This is a genomic window from Pseudomonas sp. NPDC089406, from assembly GCF_044900265.1.
GTDB lineage: Bacteria > Pseudomonadota > Gammaproteobacteria > Pseudomonadales > Pseudomonadaceae > Aquipseudomonas > Aquipseudomonas fakonensis.
The window spans coordinates 115070-140205 of the sequence record NZ_JBJDNC010000012.1; the positions used below are offsets into that span (position 1 = coordinate 115070).

Annotated in this window: 17 protein-coding genes and 1 pseudogene; 10 read left to right on the forward strand and 8 right to left on the reverse strand. The window is 62.0% G+C overall.

Annotation, left to right across the window (positions count from 1 at the left end; all coding sequences use genetic code 11):
- Window positions 1–645: 645 nt before the first annotated feature.
- From ACI2KK_RS11260 to ACI2KK_RS11275, 4 genes are all read right to left on the reverse strand, one after another.
- Entirely contained in the window at window positions 646–1329 is a 684-nt protein-coding gene (locus ACI2KK_RS11260; protein ID WP_404668958.1) for a VRR-NUC domain-containing protein, read from the reverse strand.
- A gap of 674 nt (window positions 1330–2003) precedes the next feature.
- Entirely contained in the window at window positions 2004–5174 is a 3171-nt protein-coding gene (locus ACI2KK_RS11265; RefSeq protein WP_404668978.1) for a DEAD/DEAH box helicase, read from the reverse strand.
- Window positions 5171–6820 carry a phospholipase D family protein gene (locus tag ACI2KK_RS11270; RefSeq protein WP_404668959.1) on the reverse strand — a complete coding sequence of 550 codons (1650 nt, stop codon included), beginning with the start codon at window positions 6818–6820 and terminating at the stop codon, window positions 5171–5173. Before ACI2KK_RS11270 ends, ACI2KK_RS11265 begins: the two co-directional genes overlap by 4 nt.
- Before the next feature lie 119 nt (window positions 6821–6939).
- Window positions 6940–8151 carry a DUF6361 family protein gene (locus tag ACI2KK_RS11275; RefSeq protein ID WP_404668960.1) on the reverse strand — a complete coding sequence of 404 codons (1212 nt, stop codon included), beginning with the start codon at window positions 8149–8151 and terminating at the stop codon, window positions 6940–6942.
- A gap of 234 nt (window positions 8152–8385) precedes the next feature.
- Between ACI2KK_RS11275 and ACI2KK_RS11280 the strand changes: the two genes are divergently transcribed.
- Genes ACI2KK_RS11280 through ACI2KK_RS11295 form a run of 4 tightly spaced genes read left to right on the forward strand, consistent with a single transcriptional unit; the run spans window position 8386 to window position 14978 of the window.
- Window positions 8386–10929 carry a DEAD/DEAH box helicase family protein gene (locus ACI2KK_RS11280; protein ID WP_404668961.1) on the forward strand — a complete coding sequence of 848 codons (2544 nt, stop codon included), beginning with the start codon at window positions 8386–8388 and terminating at the stop codon, window positions 10927–10929.
- Window positions 10916–12055 (forward strand): hypothetical protein, encoded by a 1140-nt coding sequence (locus ACI2KK_RS11285; protein ID WP_404668962.1) that lies wholly within the window; start codon window positions 10916–10918, stop codon window positions 12053–12055. Before ACI2KK_RS11280 ends, ACI2KK_RS11285 begins: the two co-directional genes overlap by 14 nt.
- 11 nt (window positions 12056–12066) lie before the next feature.
- A complete protein-coding gene (locus ACI2KK_RS11290; protein WP_404668963.1) occupies window positions 12067–13575 on the forward strand; it encodes a phosphatidylserine/phosphatidylglycerophosphate/cardiolipin synthase family protein in 1509 nt (502 codons plus the stop codon).
- Window positions 13572–14978, forward strand: coding sequence for a sigma-54-dependent transcriptional regulator (locus ACI2KK_RS11295; RefSeq protein ID WP_404668964.1), 1407 nt, complete (start codon window positions 13572–13574; stop codon window positions 14976–14978). Before ACI2KK_RS11290 ends, ACI2KK_RS11295 begins: the two co-directional genes overlap by 4 nt.
- Window positions 14979–15436: 458 nt before the next feature.
- On the opposite strand, the gene ACI2KK_RS11300 is transcribed toward ACI2KK_RS11295, so the two are convergent.
- From ACI2KK_RS11300 to ACI2KK_RS11315, 4 genes and pseudogenes are all read right to left on the reverse strand, one after another.
- Complete coding sequence (locus ACI2KK_RS11300; protein WP_404668965.1) at window positions 15437–15835, reverse strand: hypothetical protein; 399 nt, start codon at window positions 15833–15835, stop codon at window positions 15437–15439.
- Window positions 15836–16168: 333 nt separating this feature from the next.
- Window positions 16169–16372: pseudogene (locus ACI2KK_RS11305) on the reverse strand (hypothetical protein); the annotation flags it as partial.
- A gap of 342 nt (window positions 16373–16714) precedes the next feature.
- On the reverse strand, window positions 16715–17416 hold the full coding sequence (locus ACI2KK_RS11310) for an MOSC domain-containing protein (RefSeq protein WP_404668966.1): 702 nt from the start codon (window positions 17414–17416) through the stop codon (window positions 16715–16717).
- The gene (locus ACI2KK_RS11315) at window positions 17413–17979 is read right to left on the reverse strand and encodes a MarR family winged helix-turn-helix transcriptional regulator (protein ID WP_404668967.1); all 567 of its coding nucleotides are present in this window, start codon (window positions 17977–17979) and stop codon (window positions 17413–17415) included. The genes ACI2KK_RS11310 and ACI2KK_RS11315 overlap by 4 nt, the downstream gene beginning before the upstream one ends.
- Before the next feature lie 116 nt (window positions 17980–18095).
- Here ACI2KK_RS11315 and ACI2KK_RS11320 point away from each other — a divergent pair, with 116 nt between their 5' ends.
- From ACI2KK_RS11320 to ACI2KK_RS11345, 6 genes are all read left to right on the forward strand, one after another.
- Window positions 18096–18326, forward strand: coding sequence for a thioredoxin family protein (locus ACI2KK_RS11320; RefSeq protein ID WP_404668968.1), 231 nt, complete (start codon window positions 18096–18098; stop codon window positions 18324–18326).
- Between the two features lie 10 nt (window positions 18327–18336).
- The gene (locus ACI2KK_RS11325; protein ID WP_404668969.1) at window positions 18337–18591 is read left to right on the forward strand and encodes a DUF2024 family protein; all 255 of its coding nucleotides are present in this window, start codon (window positions 18337–18339) and stop codon (window positions 18589–18591) included.
- A gap of 12 nt (window positions 18592–18603) precedes the next feature.
- Window positions 18604–18921, forward strand: coding sequence for a Rho-binding antiterminator (locus ACI2KK_RS11330; protein WP_404668970.1), 318 nt, complete (start codon window positions 18604–18606; stop codon window positions 18919–18921).
- 284 nt (window positions 18922–19205) lie between these two features.
- Window positions 19206–20459: an arsenic transporter gene (locus ACI2KK_RS11335; RefSeq protein ID WP_404668971.1), complete on the forward strand. Its 1254-nt coding sequence runs from the start codon at window positions 19206–19208 to the stop codon at window positions 20457–20459.
- Between the two features lie 49 nt (window positions 20460–20508).
- Window positions 20509–20796 (forward strand): hypothetical protein, encoded by a 288-nt coding sequence (locus ACI2KK_RS11340; RefSeq protein WP_404668972.1) that lies wholly within the window; start codon window positions 20509–20511, stop codon window positions 20794–20796.
- An 82-nt stretch (window positions 20797–20878) separates the two neighbouring features.
- The gene (locus ACI2KK_RS11345; protein WP_404668973.1) at window positions 20879–24964 is read left to right on the forward strand and encodes a DEAD/DEAH box helicase; all 4086 of its coding nucleotides are present in this window, start codon (window positions 20879–20881) and stop codon (window positions 24962–24964) included.
- Window positions 24965–25136: the final 172 nt, after the last annotated feature.

Consider the following 25136-nt stretch of genomic DNA (forward strand, 5'->3'; position numbering starts at 1 on the left):
TGGGGGTACATTTCTGCTTTTTGAAGCCAGAAACGCCGTTACAGAGGCCTTTCCAAATGTTCTTTGGCAGCGATGAAAACATGTGAGTCAAAAGCTTGGGAGAGCTTGAGTGTTGCCCCGTGCTTTGGGTTACCAAACTCCTAACCACTGTTTGACGACCCTGACAGTCTTTAGGTGTCGTCGGGCATGCCGTTAATCTGATCATTTTTGCCTTTCCACAAACCATGGAGCTCCATTCACTTCTAGTGGATTGCTACATTGGGGGCACATTTGAGGGCATGCTTTGGATGGTTTGAAAAGGATCCCCCAGCCTGAGGCTCAACAGTTCACTTCTAGAAAAGTCACTCGTTTGTTGTTCCCACACACTGCGGAGTGAAGGTAGGCCGGTAAGATGCCCTCCTCTGCCCAAGTGCGTGAGCAACCGAGTAATACCTCCTCGCAGGTATAGCTTGCCAAGCCGAACTCAGGCCTCAAGCGACGCTTTTCAAAGCGCTGCCAGAAAGTCTGGCAACTCACTTCCAGTGATGCTGAAGGCTTGACCAGACCTCTAGCAGACGTGACACCGTAAACCTTCGTACATCCTATGGAGCACGTACACTCCATTCGCTTCTGGGCTATTTGGTTCGACACTGGCGGGGGAACGCCCTACTTGCTCTTGATCGCGGTAAGGCGCACGACCTCGCAGTCAAAGCTCATCGGTTTCCCAATGTCGGTTGCAAACCGGATCTGGGTATCGCGGAGCCTGTCATTGGTCTTCACCTCTACAAACTTGATTTCGTCGTCAGTGAGCACCATCAGATCAGGCCAGCCGGCTCGGTAGTCGTATGGAGCCACAGAGAAGGCCTCCATGAGATGCGCCAGCTTGTCGTTACCGATTCTCTGGTAGAGATCCAGCATGAACTCATGCCGGACACGTGGGAAATAGTTTCGCAGATGCGCGTTATCCGCCAGTTCAGCAACGTTGCGGGCCAGGGCATTCGGTTTAATGGTCCGGACGGTTTCAACAATCTCAGCGGTGTGCTCGGCCTGGATGGTCATTTGCGCTTCCAGGAACCGAACCACAGCATCGTTTCTGTCGTTGAAGCTGTTGTACTTGGCCAGCGTCTCCAGAGCTGCAGCCTTCAGCAGGAGCAGAGCAGAACCGCCCTCGCAGTAGCTCACCCGCGCTCCCGCGTCGGCATACGTCTGACCAACGATTTCCTCCGGCAGTCCAGTCGGCCCACCATCGATCGACCAACTGCGTTTGTCATGCTTGCGAGCGGACAGGTCGGTGATCTTCCAACCGATGCTTTCACACTGTTGAGCCAGGGTTGCCTTAGGTGCCTTCATGACGGGTTCCGCTTCCATCTGAGTTTTTGAGGTGCTGAGTCAGCGCGGGTAATGATGCGCAGTAGAGACACTGCGGCCGAGGGGCGCACTCACCCATGGCAAGGTTTCAACCACTGTTCTGCGCTCGTTCGGGAAGGCAGTCAGGGAGTGGATCATAGGCATATTCAACTGCCTGATCCATCAGGCCAAAGGCAAAGCACGGGCAAAAAGTCGACCACGTGTGGACCAAAAACTATGCCTGTGCGCGGTTCTGATACGCCAGAACACACCTGAAAATGGGCTCATCAGTTGCTACCCACTATCTCAGGAGAACTTCACATGGGCGCCACCTTATCCACCAAGATGCTAGTCGCGGCCTTCCGCAACCCGACCGGCGAACCACGCGATGTACTGTTCGAGCAAACCTATTCGAAGAATGTTTACCTACCCGAGAGCAGATAGAGTTCCAGACGGTCGAAAAGGTCATGCCGGATTGCTTCGTAGCGATAAACCGGCAGAGCGATCGTGAATCACACCACTTCCTGGGAAACGATCCGTTGCGTGCTAATCGATCCCATAAGCACTGCGCTAGGGTCTCAACGGTGGTGGGGCCGCCTGCAGCCACGTTTGACTGGCCATCTTCGCAGACGGGTGATTGCTGCCCCGCTCTCTGCGAAACAGAGCATCTCGAAAGGCTAACCCAGTGTCGGTTCGTCGGTGCGGTACAAAACCGGTGCCAATCGGATCATCAGCTGACGTTTCAGGTAGGCCAGCGCATCGCTGTCAAGGTCCAGGCTTTTCAAATGCTCAAGCAACTCGCTTTGCCCGGGCTGGCCGAAGGCCAGGCGATAGAGGGACAACACCTTCTGCATATTCGGATAACGCCTTGCCTCCTCGCTGAAGGCCAGGCTTGGGATCAAGCGACGAATCTTCGCGTCACCCTGCGGATAGTGCCAGTAAGGCACCAGGTCGGTGCCCCAGCCCGGACTCTCGGCTGACGTGAATAACTGCTCCCAACTGGTCGGGGGCGTTTCAGGCCCAGCCACTGCCTGTACCACCCGCCGTCTGACCACCAGCGACTGGTACCGATTGACCCGCCCTTCGCGTTGTTCCAGATCGATGGGGTTGCTGGGCAGGTTCCAGTGCACTACCTCACTGCAGTACCAGTGAAAGTCCAGGCCCTCTTGGCCAATGGACGTCGATGCCAGCACGAAGGGGCGAAACGGCGAGTTGAAGCTTTCCCGGATGCTGACGATGCGAACCTGGCCGGCATCATCTGTGGACTTCTGCGCGCCCAGCGGCACCGCGTAATGGCAACGCAAGTGGGTGTCGTCCTGGTCCCGGTCTAGCTTCCAGACCTTTACGCTCGACGGTGAGGTGCGCAGTACGTTCTCCAGGGTCGAAACAACGCCCTCGAGTGACCGGTTGGGGAACAGCAGATACAGGTACTCCTCCAGCATCGCCTGGATACCGCCATCGGCGCAGTATCGGACAATGCCGCGCCAGGGGTGCTCGGCGTCCAGCCGCCTGGCGATCGCACTGCCGGCCACCCCGTTGAACAGGCTGATGAACCCCAGCGCCACCCGGCTGACAGGCCCATGCAAGCAGTCCTGCTGCGGGTAATACTGCTTGAGGGCGCGGTGCGCACAGACCGCCGGCGATCCCAGCGCCAGCCTGGCAAGGTACTCAGGCAGGTCGGCCGGCATGGCGCCCAGGTCGTCCAGTTGCTTGACGCGACGAGCAATCTCAGCAGCTCGCTGGTGCACTCCCCCGGACACCAGATTCGACAGGGCTTCGAACCAGTCACTGGTCCAGCCCTCATGAACTTTGTCCAGCAACATCAGCGCGAACAGATACCAATGATGGCTGTTGTGCCCTTCCCTATACCTGCGCTTGAACGGCGCCAGTTGCTGCTTGAAGTGCCGGGTAAGTTCGACAATTCGTTGCTGCAGAGTGGCTGGCGAACGCTGGACAGGAATTTCGATCAGGCAGCGCGCGGGGTAGATCAATGACCAGTTGGCCAAGTCGCCACTGTCGAGCTTGATCACGGCACGCCGCTGCTGCGCATGGGTGTCTTGCGCGTCCTGGCTCAAGCCCGCGCGGCGCCTGCTGAAGTACTCGGTCTTATCGGCGATGTGCTGCTGTACCCGCCGCTCCGCCTCGTAGCTGACCAGGCCACTGACCATCCGCGGCACCATGGCCCAGGAGGAGAACAACAGGGTTTTGCTGAACTGTTCATGGCCTGCGAAAAATCCGTCTAGCGGATAGTGCGGCCAGCTGGGCGGCAGCCACAACAGCATTTCCGGGCCGGCTTTGCGCCCTTGTGCGAACAGGTGATTGGTCAGCCAGCGAAGCTGGGGGTTGGGTGCTTCGCGGGCAACATCGAGTGTGAACTTTTGCACCCGCTCTCGGGGCAACCAAAGCTGCTTGCTGGCGTTGATGCGCTTGAGCGTCTGCGGCGAACGCTGGTAATGGCGCTGTAACAGCTGCTGGATGTTGTAACCGGTACTGAACGACAACGGCCAGGCCGCTGACTTGAAGAAACTCATGAGCTGGCTGGCCAGCTGACGCGCGCTGTCGTTTTCGAGCAGTACGGCGAGCCGGTCGAGTTCGACGTAGGCTCGGATATCGTCAGCCCGCAGTTCGGGCCCGGGCCGCGAGGGTTTAGCATCGACCAGGCCATCGACATCCTCCGCTATCTGGCCGCGTTCCGTACGGCAGATCAGCGGGCGTAATAAGTCTTCCACCGCTCTCCTGGGGGCGTCATCAAGGGCCCTGGCGTTGACGCTGTCGGTCCTCAGACGCAGCAGTTCAGCCTGCAATGCCTTGCGCGCCGGCTCATACGCCTGCAGCGGCGACAGGCTCAGAAATGCCAGAATCTGCTTCAGTTTGCTCAAGTGGCTGTCATCATTCTCGTCGTCCGCCACCGTGCTCATGGCCTTGAACGGCGTGGCCGAAAGCAGCAGCACCTTGCAGTCGCGCTCGCGGCTGAAGATCTCCCGTGCAATCAGCGAGTGCTCGTTGTCCTCAGCCTGGTCCAGCAGGCTTTCGAAGCGCTGGAACTCGTCGAGAATGAACAGGTCGGCACGCAACTGCGTGGCGCAACAGTGCGCGAACAGCACCCGCAGCTTGCGCATCATCTCGCGCTTGCTGGCGCGGTGGCGCTGGGCACGGAGGCAGGCAACGCTGCGCAACTGCTCCAGTAGGGTTGGCCCTTCGTCTGGCTGCGCGCAGTCGATCTGCGCAAGGAAGGCCTCCACGATCGACTTGAGCAAGCCTTGTCGCTCGATCTGGCGCAGCTCATCTTCCCACCCCTTGGCATCCTGCACCCGGTCCTGAAACAGCGCCGTCAAGCTGCGACGCGAGCCTTTTAGCTGCGGGTGGCGCAGCAGCGCCGCCAGGATGATGCCCCGTTCACGCCGATTGCCAGTGCCCTTGGTCAATGCAAAGGACGTGGCCGGGGTGAGCGTGCATATTTCCAGCACCGCACCTTTGTGCTCGGACTGACAAAGGGCGACGTGGGCCAGGCGTTCATAGGAAGGCTGGCGAACCCAGCCACTGCCGCTGGGAAATACCGCCAGCTTGGTCAGGTTCTCGGCGGCCAGGCTCAGATTGGAGCAGATATAGGTGACCCGCATGGGCTCGCTCTTGCGCCAGTCGCGCAACATCGACACGATCAGGCCTTTGGCAACGATCGTCTTGCCCAACCCCACCTCATCGGCGACCAGCACCCGCCCACCATGCTGCGGATCGTTGAATTGCGCACTGATGCGCTCGACGGTGGCGCGCTGAAAATCCTTGAGCTTGCACCAGGTATGCTGCAGAGCAAGCTCGATGCTTTCGCGGTCCGATACACACCCAGTCATGCCTTGCTCCTCGAAAACGCTTGGTACTGTGCCCACAAACTGTGGAGTTCCGGGGGAATCAGGTTCTCGGTTTCGGCCAGTTTCGCCAGGATGTCGTCGATGCGTTGCAGCTTTTGCGGCTGGCGGGCGGCGCATCGCAGCAGCGCTTCATGCAGCGGCCCGTTGAGCATCTGACCGATAAACGCGTCGACATCACTGCCGTTGCCTCCCCTTTCCCTTTCGCTGGGGCCGACCCGGTGCACATGCATGGGGCTCAGCAGCATGTGAAGGTAGGCGAGCAGCTTGTGCGGGCTGTCGATCAGGGTGGTGGTGATGTGCTGTTCCCGGTTGTCGCCGCCCTCAATCTCCAAGCACAGCTTGATCACCAGTTCACTCGCTAACTCGCCCCCGGCGACCACGCGCAGTATCAGGAAGGCGCTGAGCTGGGAGAGCCCTACGCCCTCCCACACCAGGCGCGGCGCCAATACCTTAGGCTGCCCACTGACCAGCGGCTGCGCTTCGATCACCCAAGTGTCATCGGGTTCCAGTAGCTCTGGCGGACACTCGATGACGCTGGTGTAGGTGCCATTGGCATCGGCTACCGCCCGCATGCACCAGTCGGCCTGGATCAACCGGTAAAGCAGCCTGCGCAGGCATTCTTCGGTTGGCTGCTCGGGCTGCAACACAAATGAACCAAAGCTATGGGGCAGGAAGATCCCATTGGGTTCCTGCTCGCTGCCCACCAGTTCGGCACGCAACTGCTGCGCCGACTGCCGGGCATTGCTGCTCGATAGACGCAACATGAACTCGGTATTGCGCGGCGGCGCACCGATGCTGCCCAGGGCCGCCTTGGTCGCATTGGCCGACCCCACATGCCAGTGGCTGATCGACCCCTCTTGTAGCAATACCATCTTGGCGTGCAGATCCTGTGGACGGGCGTGGCTGAGTTCGTCCTCGCCCTCGATCAGCCGGGGATTGAGCGCGAAGCACTCCCAACCTTGCAGCACTTCCTTGCCCAACCGCTCAAGCTCCTGCGCGCGACTGAATAGCCAGCGGCGTTCGCGCCCCTGCTTGAACTGGTCGAGCGCATCGGGGTGCAGAAACGGCGACATGACCATCACGGTGTCAGCATTCGGGCACGACAGCAGCGGCGACTGCCCGGGTTGCTCGGGCAAGGTGCTCAAGGCACTGAAGCCATCAGGCCTGTCCCAGGTGACCCGCGCCAGCTCTTTGGCCAGCAATGCAAGCTCGCTGCGAAAGTCCTCGGCGTCCGGCATCAATGACTTGAGCAGCGCCACCAGCCCTTGGTTGTCGTCACTGCGGGCGCTGGTCAGCTCGCCTTCCAAGGCGACCGCAAGGTCCCAACTGCGGTCGAAGGTCAGGTTGCGCGACATCACCAGCAGCCGGTAGCGCACCTTTTTGCCCTGATCGGTGAAGCGCAGCAGCCACAGCTTTGGATGGAACGCGCTGAAAGCTTGCGCCGGCACCTGGGGCACCAACAAAGGTTCAAGCAGCGAAAAAAGCAGGTTGAACTGGCGCGGCGCCTTGATGCAGCCCTGCTGGAAGAACACCTTGACCTTGCCCTTGAGCTGACTGATCGCTTCGAGCAGCGCCAGCTTGTCGGCCTTCAGGTCGCCTTCGGGCGTGCAATTGAACGACAGCGCCAAGGGAAGGCACAGCAAGGTCTCAAGATCCAGCGAGTAGGTCGTTGCCACCGCGTGACTCAAGGTAAAACCTTCAGGCGCGGTGAGCTTGTCGCCGTAGTCGATACGGTCGGAATGCGGATTCAGCATGCCAGGCCCTCCTGAACATCGCGCAGCACGTTACGCACCTGTGCCCAGCGGTAGTCCAGCCGCGCCATACCATGCCATTTGAAGTCTTCGGGCAGGCGCCTGTTGAGGATGCTGCGCTGCTTCTTGTTGGCCCTGGCCTGCTCTGCGACCAAACGGTCCAACTCGTCCTCCCGTGCATTTCCGGCAAGCCCTCTGGCCCAGTTTTCAAGAAATGCCCGGGTGTGGCCGGCCAGCGAAACCTGGGTGTGGGCCAGCCATTGATCGACCTGCTGCGGTTGGGCATGAGCCTTCGAGCGCCAGCCGTCCCAGTATTCGCTGTAGGTATCCAGCAATGCCCGGTGTTCGGCGCCGTTACGCACCAGCAGCATGTTCAAGCGCAGATGGGCACCATAAATCAGCTCACTGAACGCCTGCGCCTTGGCCACGCTGTCGCGGGCCTGGCCAGACAGTTGCGCCTGATCGCCCACCCAGGCTGCCAACGCAGGAAAGCCGCCCTCGCCCTTGACCAGCGCCTGCTCGCGCAGACCGGACCGTTCCAGCTCAGTAACAAGGTTGTGCTCAGGCCCGGCCTTGAGTTTTTCGCTCAAGAAGCGCGCCTCCGAACCGGTCAGCTCTATGCGGATGTCGTCAAGCCAGGCCGGCTCATGGCGATCCAGGTGGACGAGCCTCGCCGGGCAGTGAGCGTCGCTATCATCCCCCGTCTCTTCCTGCAGCCCGGCCCAGGGCTCCTCTGCCGAGCCGATGGCCTGCGCGAACTGGCGCAGCGACCCTTGGGTATCGATCAGCTTCCAGGTGCGCAAGCCGACCCAGTAAATGGACGACGGCTGCCTGGAAACCCGTTCGCCTTTTTGCAGGGAAAACCCGGATATACCGATCTGCCCAGAGTCACGGTGGCGCTCTCTGAGCAATTCAGAAAGCTGCGCCTCCTGCTCTTCCAGGTAGTGACCGAATGGCTGCTTGCGCTGGCGCGCACAACTGAGCTGTAAGTAATCGCGAATGATCCGCGGCACGCTGATGAAATACTTGGCCCGGGTCTGCAGGGTGGAGAACCCGGGGAACATCAAGTCTGCAAACGCATCGCGCAAGCCTCCGATGCCCAGTTCGTCCAAGGTGCCGGGCTGCGCAAGCTGGCTGAGCGCATGCTTGACTCGATCACGGTCTTCGTTGGAAAAGTCCACCCATCCCAGTTGGCTACGGTTCGACACCCTGTCTCACTCCTTGTCCTCTTCGCGCAGGTGCCACAGGATATAGCTTTTAGCCATCACCCGTTAAGCTCGTTCGCCAAATGGGACAAATCCGTCCTCGAATAGACAGATATGACCAAAAATGCGCTCGCCTCTCTATAAAATAAACTTATAAATCAACAGGTTGAGTAATAAATTCACTTAGGCACAGCGCTTGCAAAGGACCCTGCCGACCGTACCAACAGGAATTGACCGATGGCTTTGCTCTATTACCAAAATCTTCAACACCACCGCCCCGACATTCTCATGCGCCGGGTGTTCCATGGCTTCAAAGATTTCAACGAGTTCCTTCAGGTCTCTGAAAAACATCTCAGCAGCGAGCACGCCGTCAAGCGGCTGGGCTGGGCGGCCGCCCTCCGGCCGGAGGGCCTCGATGACAACCCTGCGGGCTTCTGGATCAGCCTGGAGCCGCCCGAAGACCGGCCCAGCGAACCGGAAGCGACCTTCCGTGCGTTTCTTGGCGAAGACGCGCGTGAGGTCTACGAATCTGCTGCGCCCGATGGCCTGGGCGCGCAGTTCAGGTTCAATCGCCAGCGTTCCCTACGCATCCTCGACCGCGACCCGGCCGGCCAGCGGCTGTTGCTGGAGCGCCAACCCAGCGAGAGCCACTTGTTGCTGCGCCCCAACACCAATACGCTCCGGCGCCAGCAGGAAGCCATCGCTTGCCTGCAGGACACTCCTTCGGTCGCGCACCGCCCATTGCTGCGCCTGCTGGAGAGCCACGACCATGCGCGCTGGCCAGAACTTGCTGCCCCCGCCCTGGCGGGCGACGCCTGGAAACTGCTGCTGGACCTCGAGCGTCCCGGTACCGACGAGCAGCGCCGCTTCGTCGAACAGGCCTTGCACACCACTGATTTCATGCTGCTGGAAGGCCCGCCAGGCTCTGGTAAAACCACCGCGATCTGCGAGCTGATCCTGCAGATGGCCGAACAGGGCAAGCGCGTACTGTTGTGCGCTTCTACCCACGTAGCCGTCGACAATGTCCTGGAAAAACTCATGGACGCCCGAAACCGCCATCGCGACCAGATCATCCCCATCCGTATCGGCGATACCCGCAACGTTTCCGAAAAAGCCCGCAAATGGCAGCTGGAGACTTTTCGCACAACCGAGCGCAAGCGCCTGCAAGCGGCATTGAGCCGCCAGCAGAATCCGAGCCAGGCGCAACGGACACTGCTCGATGCACTGCGCCAGGATGATCACTTGATCACCGAGCTGGTCCTGAGCACCGCCAACCTGACCTGCGGCACCACCACAGGCATCCTGCAGCACCCGGACCTCAAGCGCCGGCGCAGCAACCACCCTCCATACGACATGCTGATTCTCGACGAGGCCTCCAAGACCACGTTTCACGAATTTCTCGTCCCCGCCGTACTGGCAAAGCGCTGGGTCATCGTTGGCGATCCGCTGCAGCTCGCACCTTTCGTGGATGAACAGGCCATGGCAGCGAACCTTGACGCCTGCCAGCCCAAGGCATGGCTGCGAAACGCCTGCGTCGATGCGTTCATGGCCCGCCATAAAAGGCGTGGCTGCGTGATCGCCAACCCCGACGCACAGGCGCGCCAAGCCTACGTGGCTCAAGCCAACGCATTGGGGGTAAAGCTTGCCCAGGCCGAGGAGCCTGCCTCGTTAGAGGATGCCTGGATCGTGCTGGGGGCAGGCGAAACCCTCGGCGCGCGCCTGGATGAACTACCGCTGGATACCACCCTTGTGCGCGGCCAAGCCCCGGCCATGCTCGAGCGCCGTGCGGCGGCAGCCCGCCGGCGGACCCCGCGCCTGAGTGTCGCAGAGCCCGTGCCAGACTGGAGCATGGAGGTTGCGTGGCGCATCAACGCTGAATACGAGCAACGCTACGCCAGCCAGGAAGACCGCTCAGAACAGGCGCGCATAGCCCACCAGATCGAGGCCTTGATGCCGGTCGAAGGTTCGGGGGCGACACCCGATCATGTGAACAGGAACGTCGATCGGGTACGCATGGTGGCCCTGCCCTCGATCCTCGAATCCCTGCAGGAAGGATTTGGCCGCAACCGGCAAGCGCGAAACGGTAACGCGCTGAGCGATGGCCTGCCCGAGGCGGTCCTGGCTTCACGCCACGTGCGGCTGAGTCATCAGCACCGCATGCACCCCGATATCGCGGCGTTTTCGCACCAGTATATCTATCAGGGCCAGGCGCTGTTCAGCCCGGCGCGGATGACCGCCGAGCGTACCTGGGGCTACGACCGGCACCCCGCCACCTGGCGGCATGTCAAGGCACGCTCCGACGGCCAAGCGGACAGCAATCCGGCCGAGGTCGAAGAGCTCATCGCAGAACTCAAGCGCTTCGAGCGTTGGGCCGGCAAAAACCGCAGGGATGATGGCCACCCTTGGGAGGTCGCGGTGCTCACCTATTACCGCGGGCAGGAGCGGGCATTGCGCAACGCGCTACGCAAGTGGTCTGCCAACGGCCATGCACAGTACCATTTCGCCAGGGGCCCGAAAGGCAGCCCGTTCATCACCCTGGACCTGTGCACCGTCGATCGCTTCCAGGGGCACGAAGCCGACCTGGTGCTGCTGTCGCTGGTACGCAATCACATGACCCCCTTCCTGCGCAGCCCGAACCGCCTGAATGTCGCCCTGACCAGGGCGCGCCACTGCCGGATCATCGTGGGCGATCGCCATGCCCTGGGTAAAGCCAAAGACAGCCTGCTCGGCAAACTCGCCGCTGAAAAGACCTGGGAGACCTCGCTGCATGAAAAACACTGAAGCCGAACGCGGCGATATCGTCCTGAGCCGTCAGGTGAGCATTTTCTGCTGGCACGTGATCGGTGAGGTGGCGCGGGCCACCCAGCGCCCGGAGTTGCTGCCGGTGCTGCAACGGGCCGGCGTGAGGGAAGCCATCGACGCCCACGACATCGCCGTGCACCTGTTCTGTGAACCCTCCCGGCAGGCTGCGGCCCAGCGTCTGCTGGACATCGCCTGCGGGCTGGGGTTGCTGCAGCCGTTGCCGGAGCTCGGCGCACAGGGCGCCAGGCGTCGCAGCTACAGCCTGACCGAACTCGGCCGGGACGCCTTGCAACGCCAGCAAGTGTTCGTGCCTGAGTACGCCTGCTGGCGGCTATGGGCCAGTAATGACCCCTTGTTGGAGTGCCCGGTGCTGCTGGTCGAACCGTTCGAGGAGCCCCGTGCCAGGCAGGATGTCTATAGCAAAGAGCCTCCAGCCCACGAGAAAATCCCGGCCTGGCTGAACCAGGCCCTGCGCAAGACCATAACCCCCCCAGGCAACAAGGAAGCGCTGCGCATCGAGTTTCTGGAAAAGAACCTGCAGCCGCAGAAGACCGAGGCGACGCTGGTCGCCACCTGGGACGTCGACTTGAGCCGCATGCAGCTGCACGGCAATCTCGGAGGGACGCCCATTGATACCCCGTCCGATGCGCCGCAACTGAGCGCACAAGCCGTCTGGCAGGGACTGCTGCAGTCAACCGGACTGCTGGACGACTGGGATGATCAGGTGCAGGCCTTGAAAAAGTCCTTCGACAGCTGCCTGGATGCCGAGCGCAACAGCCTGCGTGGCGACCTGCTCGTGACCGCGCCGGAGCTTGCCAAGCTGGGTAGTTTCGATGACCTGCGCATCGCCCGCGTGGCACTGACCCCACAATCGCACGACGATGCCCAACGCTGGGCACAATGGCGCCTGCTCGAACACGTCAATCACTATGCCAGCAGCGAACGCTTCAATACCTGGACTGCGCAGGCATACGAACCATTCCTCAGCTTCGAGCTGAGCGCCCCCCGGCGCAAGGACCTTGCCGAACAAACCTGGCAACAGCGCGGGAACAACCGCGCCACCACCCTCTGGCACTTGGTTGCCGCTGAAGATTGGGGACTGTGATGAACAGCAAAATGACCACCCCCTGGGTACGCACCCACACCGAAGTGCTCGACCAACGTGCCTTGCCCATGCCAGCAGCCTGGCAAGGGTCCCGGGCGCAGCGCCTGCCAACCTCGGAGATAGGCCACTCGATCCACGTTTCCGGCAACCAGGGCGCACTGCGCGCCGAACTGATCGCACTGCTGGACCAGGCCGTGGACGTGGCCGTGATCTGCAGCTTCCTGATCGCCGACCCCGTCTTCGAGGCAGCACTGAAGGCCACCGCCGAGCGTGGCGTGCGCGTGTATGTGATGGTGGCTTCGGAAGCGCGCCTGGGCAGGGAGCCGAACCAGGGCGAGTTCGACCAGAAGACCCACGCGCACCACAAGGCGATGCTCAAAGCATTGGGCAAGTCCGTGTTTTTCCGCACGGCTGCGCACTTTCACGCCAAGGTCGTCCTGATCGACCCTTACACCCGGCCGGCCGGTATTCTGCTCACCGCCAACCTCACGGAGGGCGCCCTAACGCGCAACGAAGAACTCGCAGTGCGCCTGAGCCCGACACAAGCCGTGGGCATCGCCGGCTACCTGCGCTGGGCCATGTGGCAAACGGCGGAACATGAATTGCTCGACGGCCACGACTTCAAGGCTGCCAAACCCGTCCAGGGCGTGCAGCACCCGGCCCCCCAGGCCGGCATCCGCGCAACCACTGCCGAGCACACGGGCATCGCGCAACACCTGCTGCAGGCGTTGAACAATGCCTCAAGCCACATCATCGTCAGCAGCTTCGGCTGGGACCTGCGGCATCCGGTGGTCGAACTGCTGTGCCAGCGCGCCCGTGAAGGACTGAAGGTGACGGTGCTGGCAAGGGTACGCCCGTCGGCCATGCCGGCGCTGTTGGCACTGGCCGAAAGCGGTGCGCAGGTTCACGGGTTCAAGTGGTTGCATGCCAAGGCGCTGTGGACCGATGCCGGTGGTGCCATGGTGATGTCGGCCAACCTCGAACCGCATGGGCTGGACGACGGCTTCGAGCTTGGCGCGCTGCTGGATGCGCGCCAGGCCGAAGAGCTCAAGCAGCGCCTGCAACACTGGCAGGCCGTCGCGCCCTGGCAGTTGCTGCCAGCCCCTGTGCTGGGGGACCTGAGTGGAGAGGTCCAATTGTGGCGCAACGGTCGGCTGGACACGGTGCAGATACTGGCCGCAGCCGAGGTCAACCTGGGAGAGGTGGTCGCCGAGTCCGCCCATCGCCTGGAGGCACCACGCCCGGACGTTTCCCAGCCCTCGCAGAGCAATGACCCGGCCCACCAGTTGACCTGCAACTGGAGCGTGACGGCCCCCTGCAGTAATCCGAAGGCAAGCCCGCACCTGCGCCCCGCGCAAGGCAAGGAGAAACCTCGGCCCTATGCCCCCAACGTACTGCGCGAACCAGGCGGGCGCCTCACGGTAGCGATCAGCCAGCCAGGCGAACTGGCCTCCGCCGTCCAGCTACTCGGTGAAATCGGTGCCGCCGCCGTGGTCATCGACAGCAGGCCACGCCGATGAGCGATACGCTACTTTGCTGGCACGCAGAACGAGCTGGTCTGGTGGTGCTGGAGGCCGCGCTCGGCAAGTTTGCCGAGCTTGGCGTCCGGATCAGCCGGGTCATTTACCTGGTCCAGACGCACAGCGATGCCGACATCCCGCCCAGCGTCGGCGCGGCGCGGATCGAACAGATCAGGATCAAACTACCTGACCCCACTCAGCACCAGGCCATCCATGACGCAATCCTGCACCAGGTACTGCCCAGGCTGAAGACGGTTGTCGGGAGCCTGCACCTGAACCTCTCGCCGGGTACTCCTGCCATGCACAGCGTCTGGTTGATCCTGCATGCTGGCGGGGCATTCGCAGCGGGCACACACCTGTGGTCATCACAACCCGGACGGCTTGACCCCGTACCCTTCGAGGTCAGTACCTACCTCGCCGAGATACGCCAGCAACAGCGGCTGGAGCCGGGCGTGCCCTCCTACGATCCAGAGGCACGCTCGGCAGCACGGCGCGAGGCAATGAACTGCCTGTTTCGCTATGCCCGGGTGGCAGGGGCTCCGTTGCTGATTCTGGGAGAGCGCGGCACCGGCAAGAGCCGCCTGGTGGAAACCCAGGTGGCAACGCTCAAGCAGCGACAGGGCAAGGTGGTCACTCTCGCCTGTGGCGGCCTGGAATCGAGCCTGGCGGAAAGCCTGTTGTTTGGCCACATCAAGGGCGCCTTCACCGGCGCTGCGCAAGCGCGCAAGGGCCTGCTCGCGCAGGCCAGTGGCGGAATTCTGTTTCTTGATGAAATCCAGGACCTGCCGCGGCCTGTGCAGCGCCAGCTGGTGCGAGTGTTCCAGGACCGCCAGCGACGCTACCGGCCGATCGGCAGTGACACCGAGCACAGCGCCGACTTCGAGCTGGTGTGCGCTTCGAACCTGACCATGGCCCAACTGCGCGAGCGGCTGGACGAGGACCTGTGCGATCGCCTGAGCCACCTTTGCGTAGCGCTGCCCCCTTTGCGCGAATGTCGCGAGGACCTGCAGGAAGACTGGCAGCGGGTCTGGACAGATTGTCGAGTCGATGCAGGCCTTCCAGTGGCCGCCCCTTGGTCGCAGGCACTGCAGAAACGGCTGGCAGAACACCCCCTGACCGGCAACCTGCGAGATCTGCAGCGCCTTGCGGCGCTGTGCATGGCGTGGTTCGAACCTGGTAGCGCGACGGGCTGGCTGGACAAGGCGCTTCAACAGTGGTCCGCTGTCGTCCATGGATCATCAACTGCCGAGCAGGCCCGGACAGGCAGCCGTGAGGAACAGACGAAGCAATTCCAGGCAGAGTTGGCACTACGAACCAAAGCGGCTGAAGGGAGCTGGAAGGCGGCGGCACGTGTATTGGAATGCAGCGTAAAAACACTGCTGCGTGACACCGGGGGGTACTGACGCTCGTAGTAAAACCACCGAAGCCCCCTGGCTGGTCGAGCCCAGTCCAGTGCACACCGAAAGCCTGCCTCACGCCCCTACAGACTCGGACCCGCCGGCCGTTGCCAGCACGAACGTCAGCTACAGGCCGCGTACGAGGATCAGCCACAGGGGATGATACGGCTATATGGTGGAAGAGATTGCTCCAACAGATGTAACTCTAGCGGCCCCTTGCCGAACGCTCAGACTCAGGTGCAAATGACCTTTGCTCAATCTACTCCGAGAGGCCTCTACCTTGTGGAACTCAGGCGGGCGCGATCGACCGGCATTATCCAGCCACCAAGACGACCTCACAGCGATGGCAGTGCGCCTAACCGGTGGACAGAAACGCCCGATCGATTACGCCAGCACATCGAGGCTTCAGCGCTGGAGCCTCTCTTAAGCTTGAGTTATCTGCTTGCGATACCAAATTCTCACAATCAACTGCGGCCGTGGCTAGCACACCCACTCACACGATTCGCAATGTCCTCAAGTGCGGCGTAAGCATTCTCAGGTGTTCCCCAGGTCGACCCCATCAGCTCGTAACTTGGCCCATTCAAGCCCGCATTAGTGAGCCGGTCAAATCGGTACTCAGAGCCGCGAACCGTCAGCGCGAAAGCGACATAGTTGCTGTACTGCAAGGTGGCGTAGGCCTTGCCGTTCGCTTTGGCAGCGCCGTCGATCTGAACCGGAGTGCCAGTAAGTCCGTCCACCTCTGACTGCATACAGACCAAGACCCTTGTTACGTCGGCGGCCTGCCGGGAGAAGGTGATCGACTTGACGATTGCATACCCATCCTTGTTGGCGCCAGTGACGACGCCTGGCTTGTTGGCAATCACTGGGGAAACCGTAGTGGTACCGCAGCCGGACAGGAGCACGAAACTCGCACAAACGATACTCGCGCCCCTTGTGGCGCCATTCCCTGTTAGGCCACTGAATATCCGTTTATCCATACAAAACCATTCCTTTTAGTTCGCCGGCATAGCCTGCATTTTGTGGCGCATCATAGGGCTCAGGTGCTGTCCGGTCTAACTAAACCCGAACGATTCCGGTGCCCGGCGTCCGCAACTGGCCAAGCCAGTTCAACACAGCCTCCCGCTCGACTGCCTGGATCGGGTATCCCCGCGCCTCGATTGTCTACCTGGATCCAGGGCTGACGGAGGAGGTCGTGACTATAACGCCATACTCCGCGCCCTCCCACTGCACGTCGGCGTGCAGGCTCTTGATGACGTCCTTCTCAAACTAGTCCTTCTGCCTTTGCACTGGATCAGGCACAGGGGGCTATTGCCTGCCAGCAGGCTCGGGTCCCAAACCCGGACATCAACTCCGTCGTCATTCGGTCCCGGGCCCTGCTCCACCTTGAAACCCTCTCGGCCGAAGAGCTCTGCAAATGGGCGGCCCCACCCTGCTTCCGACTACCCCTCCATGGAGGTACACTGAAGTCCAGTGAGCACCACCTCGATAGCTGTCAGAAATCGCCATTCTCGATCGCGCATCCCACTGAGGGTATCAGGGGGTATTTTTGCGGGTACATTTTTGATTTTGCGAAGCAGAAATACCGCCCTAGAGCCATGACCAAATGTTCTTTGGCGACCCTGACAGTCTTTAGGGGCTTCGCGCATTAGCGAGAGCCAAGCAGCATGGGATCTGCGGCTCGCTTGGCAGATCTTGGTAAAGACAAGGACTCAATGGCCGGGACGCTCGCCTGCAACGTCCGGCTAAAGATAGCTACTCTTGCCTTGCAAGCGTGGGTTCCAGTCCTCGACCTCACGCTTTTCCAGCCGCCGCTCCAGGGTGCGGCGCCAGGATGGCGTCAGCGGCAGGGCCAGGCATTCACGCAACAGGCGAGGCTCCACCTGTTTGTCGAACAGCACCCCGGCGAGCCGCGCAAGCGACCAGTCAGCATGCGGGCGCTCGACCAATTGCAGGCTGCCGCCTGCTTCAATAACCCCCTCTTCCAGCACCCGGTAGTACCACCCGGTACGCCCGGATTCCTGCATCCGCAGGGCCATATCCTTGATGCCGAAGCGGTCGCTGAGCTTCCAGCACGGCATGCGCCCCTGGGATACTTCCAGCAGCGCCGTGCCCGCGCGGATGCGATCCCCCAGGCACACGTCTTCCTCAGTCCAGCCTGCAGTGCTGAAATTCTCGCCAAAGGCACCCGCGTTGGTGAGCAAAGGATGCTCGCCCAATTCGGTTACCCAGTTCGCGTAGTGTTCGCGCGGGTAATGATGGATCGCCTTGTCGACGCCGCCATGTATCCGCAGATCACCCTGTTCATCACCCGCAAGCCCCAGGGCGGTGACGCGTAGCGCCTCGCGACGGGGCGACTTGGCAATGGCACTGCGCGAACCGGGGCGGGTGAAGTCTTGCGCGCGGCCGGTAAGCAAGGTGTCGAGGTGCAGCACGGGCAGGTTCATGCGGCCTCCGGCGCAAGGTGTTCCCGGCAGATCAGTGCAGCATCGCTGCGCCGCAGTGGCTCCTGGGTCAGGCCACAGAACGGCAGGCCATCACGTTGTTGGTGAAAGCGGCAGGTGTTGCACAGGCCGAACCCCGGTACATCTTCATCACGCTGGATCTGCCGCAACAGGTCCGCAAGCAACAGCTCCAACCCTTGCGCCCGCTCGCCCATGCCCGCCAGTGCCGTGGCCAGGAACTGCGGCGGCGCTACCGCCTCCAGCAATGCGCGCGCCGGCGCAGTCAACTGCAGATGCACGCTGCGTCGGTCCAGCGGGTCTTGGCGCTTCTCGATCAGGCCCTTGGCCTCCAGCGCCTTGAGCGACTGCGACACCGTGCCTTTGGTCAACCCCAGGTATTCGGTGACGGCCAGCGGGGTGTCCGAATAGCGGTTGCAACGCGACAGGTAAATCAACGCGCTGACCTGAATGGGCTGCAGCTCGGCCAGCAACGGGTGCTGGCGATTCCAGATGCGCATCAGGCTGGTCAGGCGTTCGAGCAGGTCGAAGAAGGTCGTGGCGGTCATGGCATGTCTCCTGTCGAAATATAGTATCGAATAAAAACCATATTGACAAAGCGCAGCGCCAGCGTAATCTGTGATCAGGTATCGATTCGATACTAACAACCCAAAGGAAAATAGACATGACTACTGCACGCTTCTACCACGCCGGTTGCCCCGTTTGTGTCTCCGCCGAGCAGACCCTGCTCAACCTCCTCGACCCTCAGGTCGAGGTCGAGATCGTTCACCTGGGCGACACGCCACAGCGCGTTGCCGAAGCCGAGGCAGCTGGCGTCAAGTCAGTCCCGGCGCTGGTGGTCGAGGGCCAGGTGCTGCACCTGAACTTCGGCGCTTCCATCGACGCACTGAAGTAAGGGGAAAGCCGTGAGCGTCCAGGTCTTCGATACCCATGTGCGCACCACCGAAGGGGGCTACCTGCACTTCGACGTGCTCATCGACAGCAACGACCCGGCGCTCGCCGCCCGCTACGCCCGCGACTGGCTTGCCAGCCGCGGCGTTGCCCAGGCGGATATCGCACAGAGCCGTTGCCAGTTCTGTCACAGCCAGCCGGCCCATCCGCAGGTCGCCGCCGCGATCAGCCGCCAGGGCTACCACATCATCGTGCTGAAAGACTTGTAGGAGCCCCGCGCCATGACCCCGTACCAGCCCCTGGACTGTGACCTGCACGACTACCTGGAAATTGCCTGCCTGCATGGCTACCGGCTGCACGTCGAGTTGCTCGAAGGGCAAGGCTTCGTCGCCAGGGCGCTGGATACGCGCACGGCGCCCAGCAAGGAGGAGTTTCTTGTGCTGCAAGGTGACACCGGCCGGAAGGAAATACGCCTGGATCGCCTGCTGGCAATCACCCCGCTGGACGCTGGCGCAAGCTTTGGGCGCATCGAGTTGGCCGGCAACTACAATGAACGCTGCGCAGTCCCCATGAAACGAGGCAAGCCGGTCATTTCCTGAAGACTTCAAAATGGCCAAACGCTACCATCCCGAAAAACGACAGTGGATCACCCACAGGGAAGCGGATTTGAGCCTATGAACGATTTGAGTAACCTGCCTCGCGACACAACTTCCACTTTGCAGCCTGTCCTCACTCCCGAGTCGCTCAACACCCTCTTGAAGGTCACCGCACCTACTGCCGCAGGTTGAGAACCGCGCACGACCCAATACCCAACCGTGCGCAGCCAGCAAGTACGATACATTTGCCCCACCCTCACCTCCCCCTGCCGGAACCTGAACACCCTATGCCCGTCAGCGCAGCCCCATCGATCATCTGGGCGATTGCCGCCCTGGCCACCTGCGGCGTCATCCTGCGCCCCTGGCGTATTCCGGAGTACGTCTGGGCCCTGGGCGGCGCGTTGCTGCTGGTCGGCCTTGGGCTGATCACACCCCGCAGCGCGCTGGCCGCCGTGGCCGAAGGCGGCGACGTGTACCTGTTTCTGGTCGGCATGATGGTGCTGGCGGAGCTTGCCCGCCAGCAAGGCTTGTTCGACTGGCTGGCGCGTTATGCCGTGCGCCACGCCCGGGGCTCGGGGCAACGGCTGTTCGACCTGGTGTTTCTGGTGGGCACGCTGGTCACGGTGTTTTTGTCCAACGACGCCACGGCCGTGGTGCTGACCCCTGCCGTGTACGCCGCGTGCAAGGCTGCCAAGGCCGAACCTTTGCCCTACCTGTTCATTTGCGCCTTCATCGCCAATGCGGCCAGTTTCGTGCTGCCGATTTCCAACCCGGCCAACCTGGTGGTGTTCGGCAGCCAGATGCCGCCACTGCTGGACTGGCTGAGGCAGTTCAGCCTGCCGTCGCTGGCGGCGATCGCCCTCACCTACCTGATGCTGCGCTTGACCCAGCGCCGACAGATCCGCCAGCCGCTGGCCCTGCAGATCGACCACCAGCCCCTCGGCGCCGGCGCCCGCCTGTGCGCGCTGGGCATCGGTTTTACCGCGGCCGTGTTGCTGGGCGCATCGGCCCTGGACCGGCCACTGGGCCTGCCGACCTTCTGCGCCGGGGTGGCCACCGCAGCGCTCGTCCACCTGCGCCAGCGGCGCAGCCCAATGCCGGTGCTACGCCATGTGGCGTGGGGCGTGCTGCCCCTGGTGGCGGGCTTGTTCGTGCTGGTCGAGGCCTTGGCCCAGACCGGCCTGGTGCTGCACCTGGCTCAAGCGCTGGCCAGCCTTGCCCAAGCCTCGCCAGCCAAGGCCAGTTGGCTGGCGGGCGTCGCGGTTGCCCTGGCCAGCAACCTGATGAACAACCTGCCCACCGGGCTGATTGCCGGGTCCATGGGGTCGCTGGCGGCGTTGCCGCAGCAGACCACCGCTGCGCTGCTGATCGGCGTCGACCTGGGGCCGAACCTGTCGATCACAGGCTCCCTGGCGACCTTGCTGTGGCTGGTAGCGATCCGCCGCGAGGGTGAGCACGTGAGTGCCTGGCGCTTCCTGCGCCTGGGGTTGTTGGTGATGCCGCCTGCGCTCGTGGGGGCGCTACTGGCGTTGCTGGTTTGAGCGCGCGTGTACTGAAAGCCCGGCTAAATCCACTTACGGCGCCACAACCATGAAGAAACTGTTTGCCCTGATTGTTCTGATGCTGCTGACAGTGCTCTACGTTGGGTATTACCAAGCGCTTGAGGATGGCGACATCGAAACCATCTTGTTCCTGAAAAAGCACCCGACGTTGCAGATGAAGTTTTACAACATCCACGCCAATGATGGGGAGATTCGCCAAGTCGAACGGCTCACGGAGCAGGAGCGTCAGTGGATCATCGATTACTGCTGGTACCGGCTTGGCATTCACACCGAACTGAATACACAAAACGACGTGGAAACCTGCAGCAAGAAATAGCTCAAAGAAAAGAAAAAACCAACTGCCCTGCACGTGGCTGCCTGCAGATACAATCGCCCGACCGCTCCAGATGAGGCCCAGGATGCAAGCGCTCAGCCCCAATTCGCTCCCCGACAACTGCAGGGCGCTGCTCTACGCCCTGGCAACCGCCTTCCCCGGCAAAGGCAAAACCTCGCTGCTCAAGCTGCTGCGCTCCATGGGTATCTGTGATGCCGCCGGCAAACAGCTGGATGCCACTACATTGGCAGACCTGCTGCAAGAATTGCGGGAACAAGGCTGGGTAGACGTGGAGCAGCGCAGGGAAGGCCAATATTTCATCGTGGCGACACAACGGCGCACCAGTGTGTTGCTCAGCCTGCTGGGCACAGCCGACAGTGCGCCGTACTTGCAGCAGATTGCCGCCAGCCTGCCCGCGCTCAATCCATGGCAAACCCCTGGCGCGCCCCAGGCATTACAAGAGCTGTGGCTCAACCTGTTGAGCGGTAACAGCGCCCAGGTGCCGCACTTGTTGTATCTGTCGGCCAGGACACTGCACGCGAATAATTGGGCCCCGCAACACCCCATGCACCTTCTGCAGGCCGACCCTGCGGGCCTTGAGCTGTTTGGCCTGCTGGACGAAACCGTACGCGGGCTGCTGCTGGAAGATCATCTTTGCCTGCACAACAGCCTGCTGGGTGAGGCGCACGGCAGCTATCAGCTGGCCAAGCAGCAGATGGCGCATGCGCCCTCCCCCGAGCTTGGCCTGCAATTGATGCAGCAAGCGCTGTGGCGAGGCGACTGGGAAGCGCTGCAACACTTCGGCGGGCAGTACCCGCTGACACTGCAAAGCGCTCAGCTGGTACTGCGCGGCCAAACCACCGAGGCATTGCAACGGATGCGGGCCTGGCTCACCGAGCAGCGCAGGCAAACCAAAAAACGCAAGATCGACCTGCACCCGCTGCTCAACGCGCTGTACTGCCTGGCGCTTTTCGCCGAAAACGACAGCCAGCACCACGCTGCACTCAAGCAGGCACTGATGCTGGGCGAAAAGCAGAACTATGGCAGCGCCTATACGGTGCTCTACAAATTCTTCGAGCAACTGCAAGGCAATACACCTGAACTGTCGTACCTGCGCTCATTCGAACTTTATGGCCTCGATGGCCTGATGCTGGCGCTGGCACTGTACTGGCTGGATGCCCCGGTAGCACGCCAGCAGAACTGGTGCACGACCCTGCAAGATTACCGGGCGCAACTCGATCAGCGGGGTTACGCCTGGCTGGCCGCAGAGTTCGATGCCCTGATCGCAGCGCAATTCGGTGTACCTCGGCACACTCAGGATGTGCATCACCAAGCTGGGCTCAAACCACTGGCCGAGCTGCTCCAGCGCCGCGAAGCCTGGCAGCATGCACTCGACGCCCTGAGCCAACTCAAACCCGCCGACACACCGGCCAGCCCCGTGGCCAAGAAGACCACCCGCCTGGCGTGGCTGGTGGATCTTCACCGCTATTCCAATCAACTGGAACCGCGCGAGCAGAAACTGGGCGCCAAGGGGCAATGGAGCAAGGGCCGCCCGGTGGCGCTCAAGCGGCTGCTGGAGGAAGGCGACAGGCTGGACTTTTTGTGCGAGCAGGACCGCCAGGCGATCAGCGTGATCCAGGCCAGCCGCTATTCCTACTCCGGCGCCGAGTACGAGCTGCCTCCCGACGTTGGCCTGCCCAAGTTGATCGGCCACCCGGCGCTGTTCTGGCAGGACGCGCCGGACGTGCGCATCGAGCTTGAGGCCGGCCATGCCAGCCTGCACCTCGAAGCGCGCGACGGGCAGATGCATCTGCGCCTCGAGCCGCAGGGCATCGTCAATGCCGACACCTACTACCTGCACAAGCAAACGCCCACCCGTCTGCAGATATTTACGCTTAACGGCGACCTGCGCCAGATCGTCAAGGTTATCGGCGACGGCCTGAGCGTTCCGCAATCAGGCAGGGCGCACCTGATCGAGGCGGTCAGTGCGATCGCCCCGTTGCTGGCGGTGCACTCGGACCTGCCCGAGCTCGCCGCGCAGCTCGACCAAGAGCCCGCAGATACGCGCCTGTACGCACATTTGCTGCCACTTGCCGAGGGTTTGCGCTTGCAGTTGCTGGTGCGCCCGCTGGCCGAAAGCAGTTGGTTGCGCCCGGGCCTTGGCGCACAAAACGTGCTCGGCGAGCGCGATGGCAAGCCGTTGCAGGTCAGCCGTGACCTGGCGGGCGAACGCCAGGCATTGCAGCAGGTGCTGCAGGCCTGCCCCGGCCTTGCCAACGCCAACAGCGACGGCCAGGAATGGCAACTGGAACAGCCGCAGGACGCCTTGCAGGTACTCGGCGAATTGCACGCACTGGACGGCAACCAAGTGCACTGCGTGTGGCCGGAAGGCGAACGCATGCGCTTGAAAGGCCACCTGAAACTGAACGAACTCAAGCTGGGCCTGCGCGCGCAGGGTGAGTGGTTCATGCTGCAGGGCGAGGTCGCGCTCGATGACGGCAAGGTACTGCAACTTCGTCAGCTTCTGGAGCTGCTCAAGGTCAGCCCCGGGCGCTTCCTCAAGCTTGGCGAAGGCGACTGGCTGGCACTTGAGGATACCTTGCGCAAGCGCCTGGGAGAGCTTGCGCACCTGGCTGATCGGGTCACCGACCAGGGCCTTCGGCTCAGCCCGCTGACCACGCCCCTGCTGGCCGAGCTGGCAGCAGAGGCCGGTGAGTTCACTGCCGATAAAAGCTGGCAGGCACACCTGCAGAAACTGCAATCGCTGCGCGATTACCAGCCTCGGCTACCCGCAACCTTGAAAGCCGATCTGCGTGCCTATCAGCATGAAGGCTTCATCTGGTTGGCACGCCTGGCGCAATGGGGCGTGGGCGCCTGCCTGGCCGACGACATGGGCCTGGGCAAGACGGTGCAGATTCTGGCCCTGTTGCTGCAGCGCGCGGCCGATGGCCCGCAACTGGTTGTGGCGCCGACTTCGGTCACCCTCAACTGGCAGGCCGAAAGCAGGCGCTTCGCCCCGCAGTTGAAGCTGCATCTGTACCACCAGCAACGCAACCTGGATGACCTGGGCCCCGGCGACCTAGTCATCACCAGCTACGGCCTGATGCAGCAGGACAGCGCAGCCTTCGCCGCCTGCCAATGGCATACAGTGGTGCTGGACGAAGCCCAGGCTATCAAGAATGCTCAGACCAAGCGCTCACAAGCGGTCATGGCCTTGCAGTCGAACATGCGTGTGGTTGCTACGGGTACGCCATTGGAAAACCACCTGGGTGAGCTGTGGAGCCTGTTCCGCTTCATCAACCCAGGCCTGCTCGGTAGCCAGGAAAGCTTCAACAGCCGCTTCGCCACCCCCATCGAACAAGGCGATGCAGCGGCTCGACGGGCATTGAAGGCGCTGATCCAACCCTTCATCCTGCGCCGCTTGAAAAGCCAGGTGCTCGACGAGCTGCCCGCACGCACAGAGATCACCTACAAGGTGCCGTTGTCCGAGGAGGAAGCGCATCTTTACGAAGCGCTTCGTCAACAAGCCTTGGATAACGTGTCCGAGTCAGTTCCCGGAGCTGGCAGGTCGTTCCAGATACTGACGGAAATCACCCGCCTGCGCCGCTTCTGCTGCCATCCAACCCTGGTGGTCGAGCAATCCACCCTGCCAGGCAGCAAGCTGCAGGCCTTCACTGCGCTCGTCGAAGAGTTGCTGGACAATGGCCACAAAGCCTTGGTGTTCAGCCAGTACGTCGATCACTTGAGCATCGTGCGCACCTTGCTCGATGAAAAACGCATTGCCTACCAGTACCTGGACGGCAGCGTACCTGCCAAAGACCGCGAGCGGCGGGTGAACGCCTTCCAGGCTGGCGCGGGCGAGATCTTCCTGATCAGCCTGAAGGCCGGCGGCAGCGGCCTCAACCTGACCGCCGCCGATTATGTGATCCACCTTGACCCTTGGTGGAATCCGGCAGTCGAGGACCAGGCCAGTGACCGCGCCTATCGCATCGGCCAGCAGCGCCCGGTGACGATTTACCGACTGGTTGCCGAAAACACCATCGAGGAGCAGATCGTCGGCCTGCACGCGCGCAAACGAGACCTGGCTGACAGCTTGCTTGAGGGGGGTGAAGTGAGCGCGAAGCTGGATGCCGATGCGCTTTTGGCGCTGCTGGCAGGCGGGGGGCAGTGATAGCACAGGCCAAGCCGAGCGCGACATCGATCTTGTCGGGACGGTCTTGTGCAACCTGTACCGGCCTCATCGCTGGCAGCCGGCTCTCATAGAACAAACTACAACTCATTGATTTAACACAGTCCCCGTGGGAAGCGGCCTTGTGTCGCGATGGGCTGCGTAGCGGCCCCAA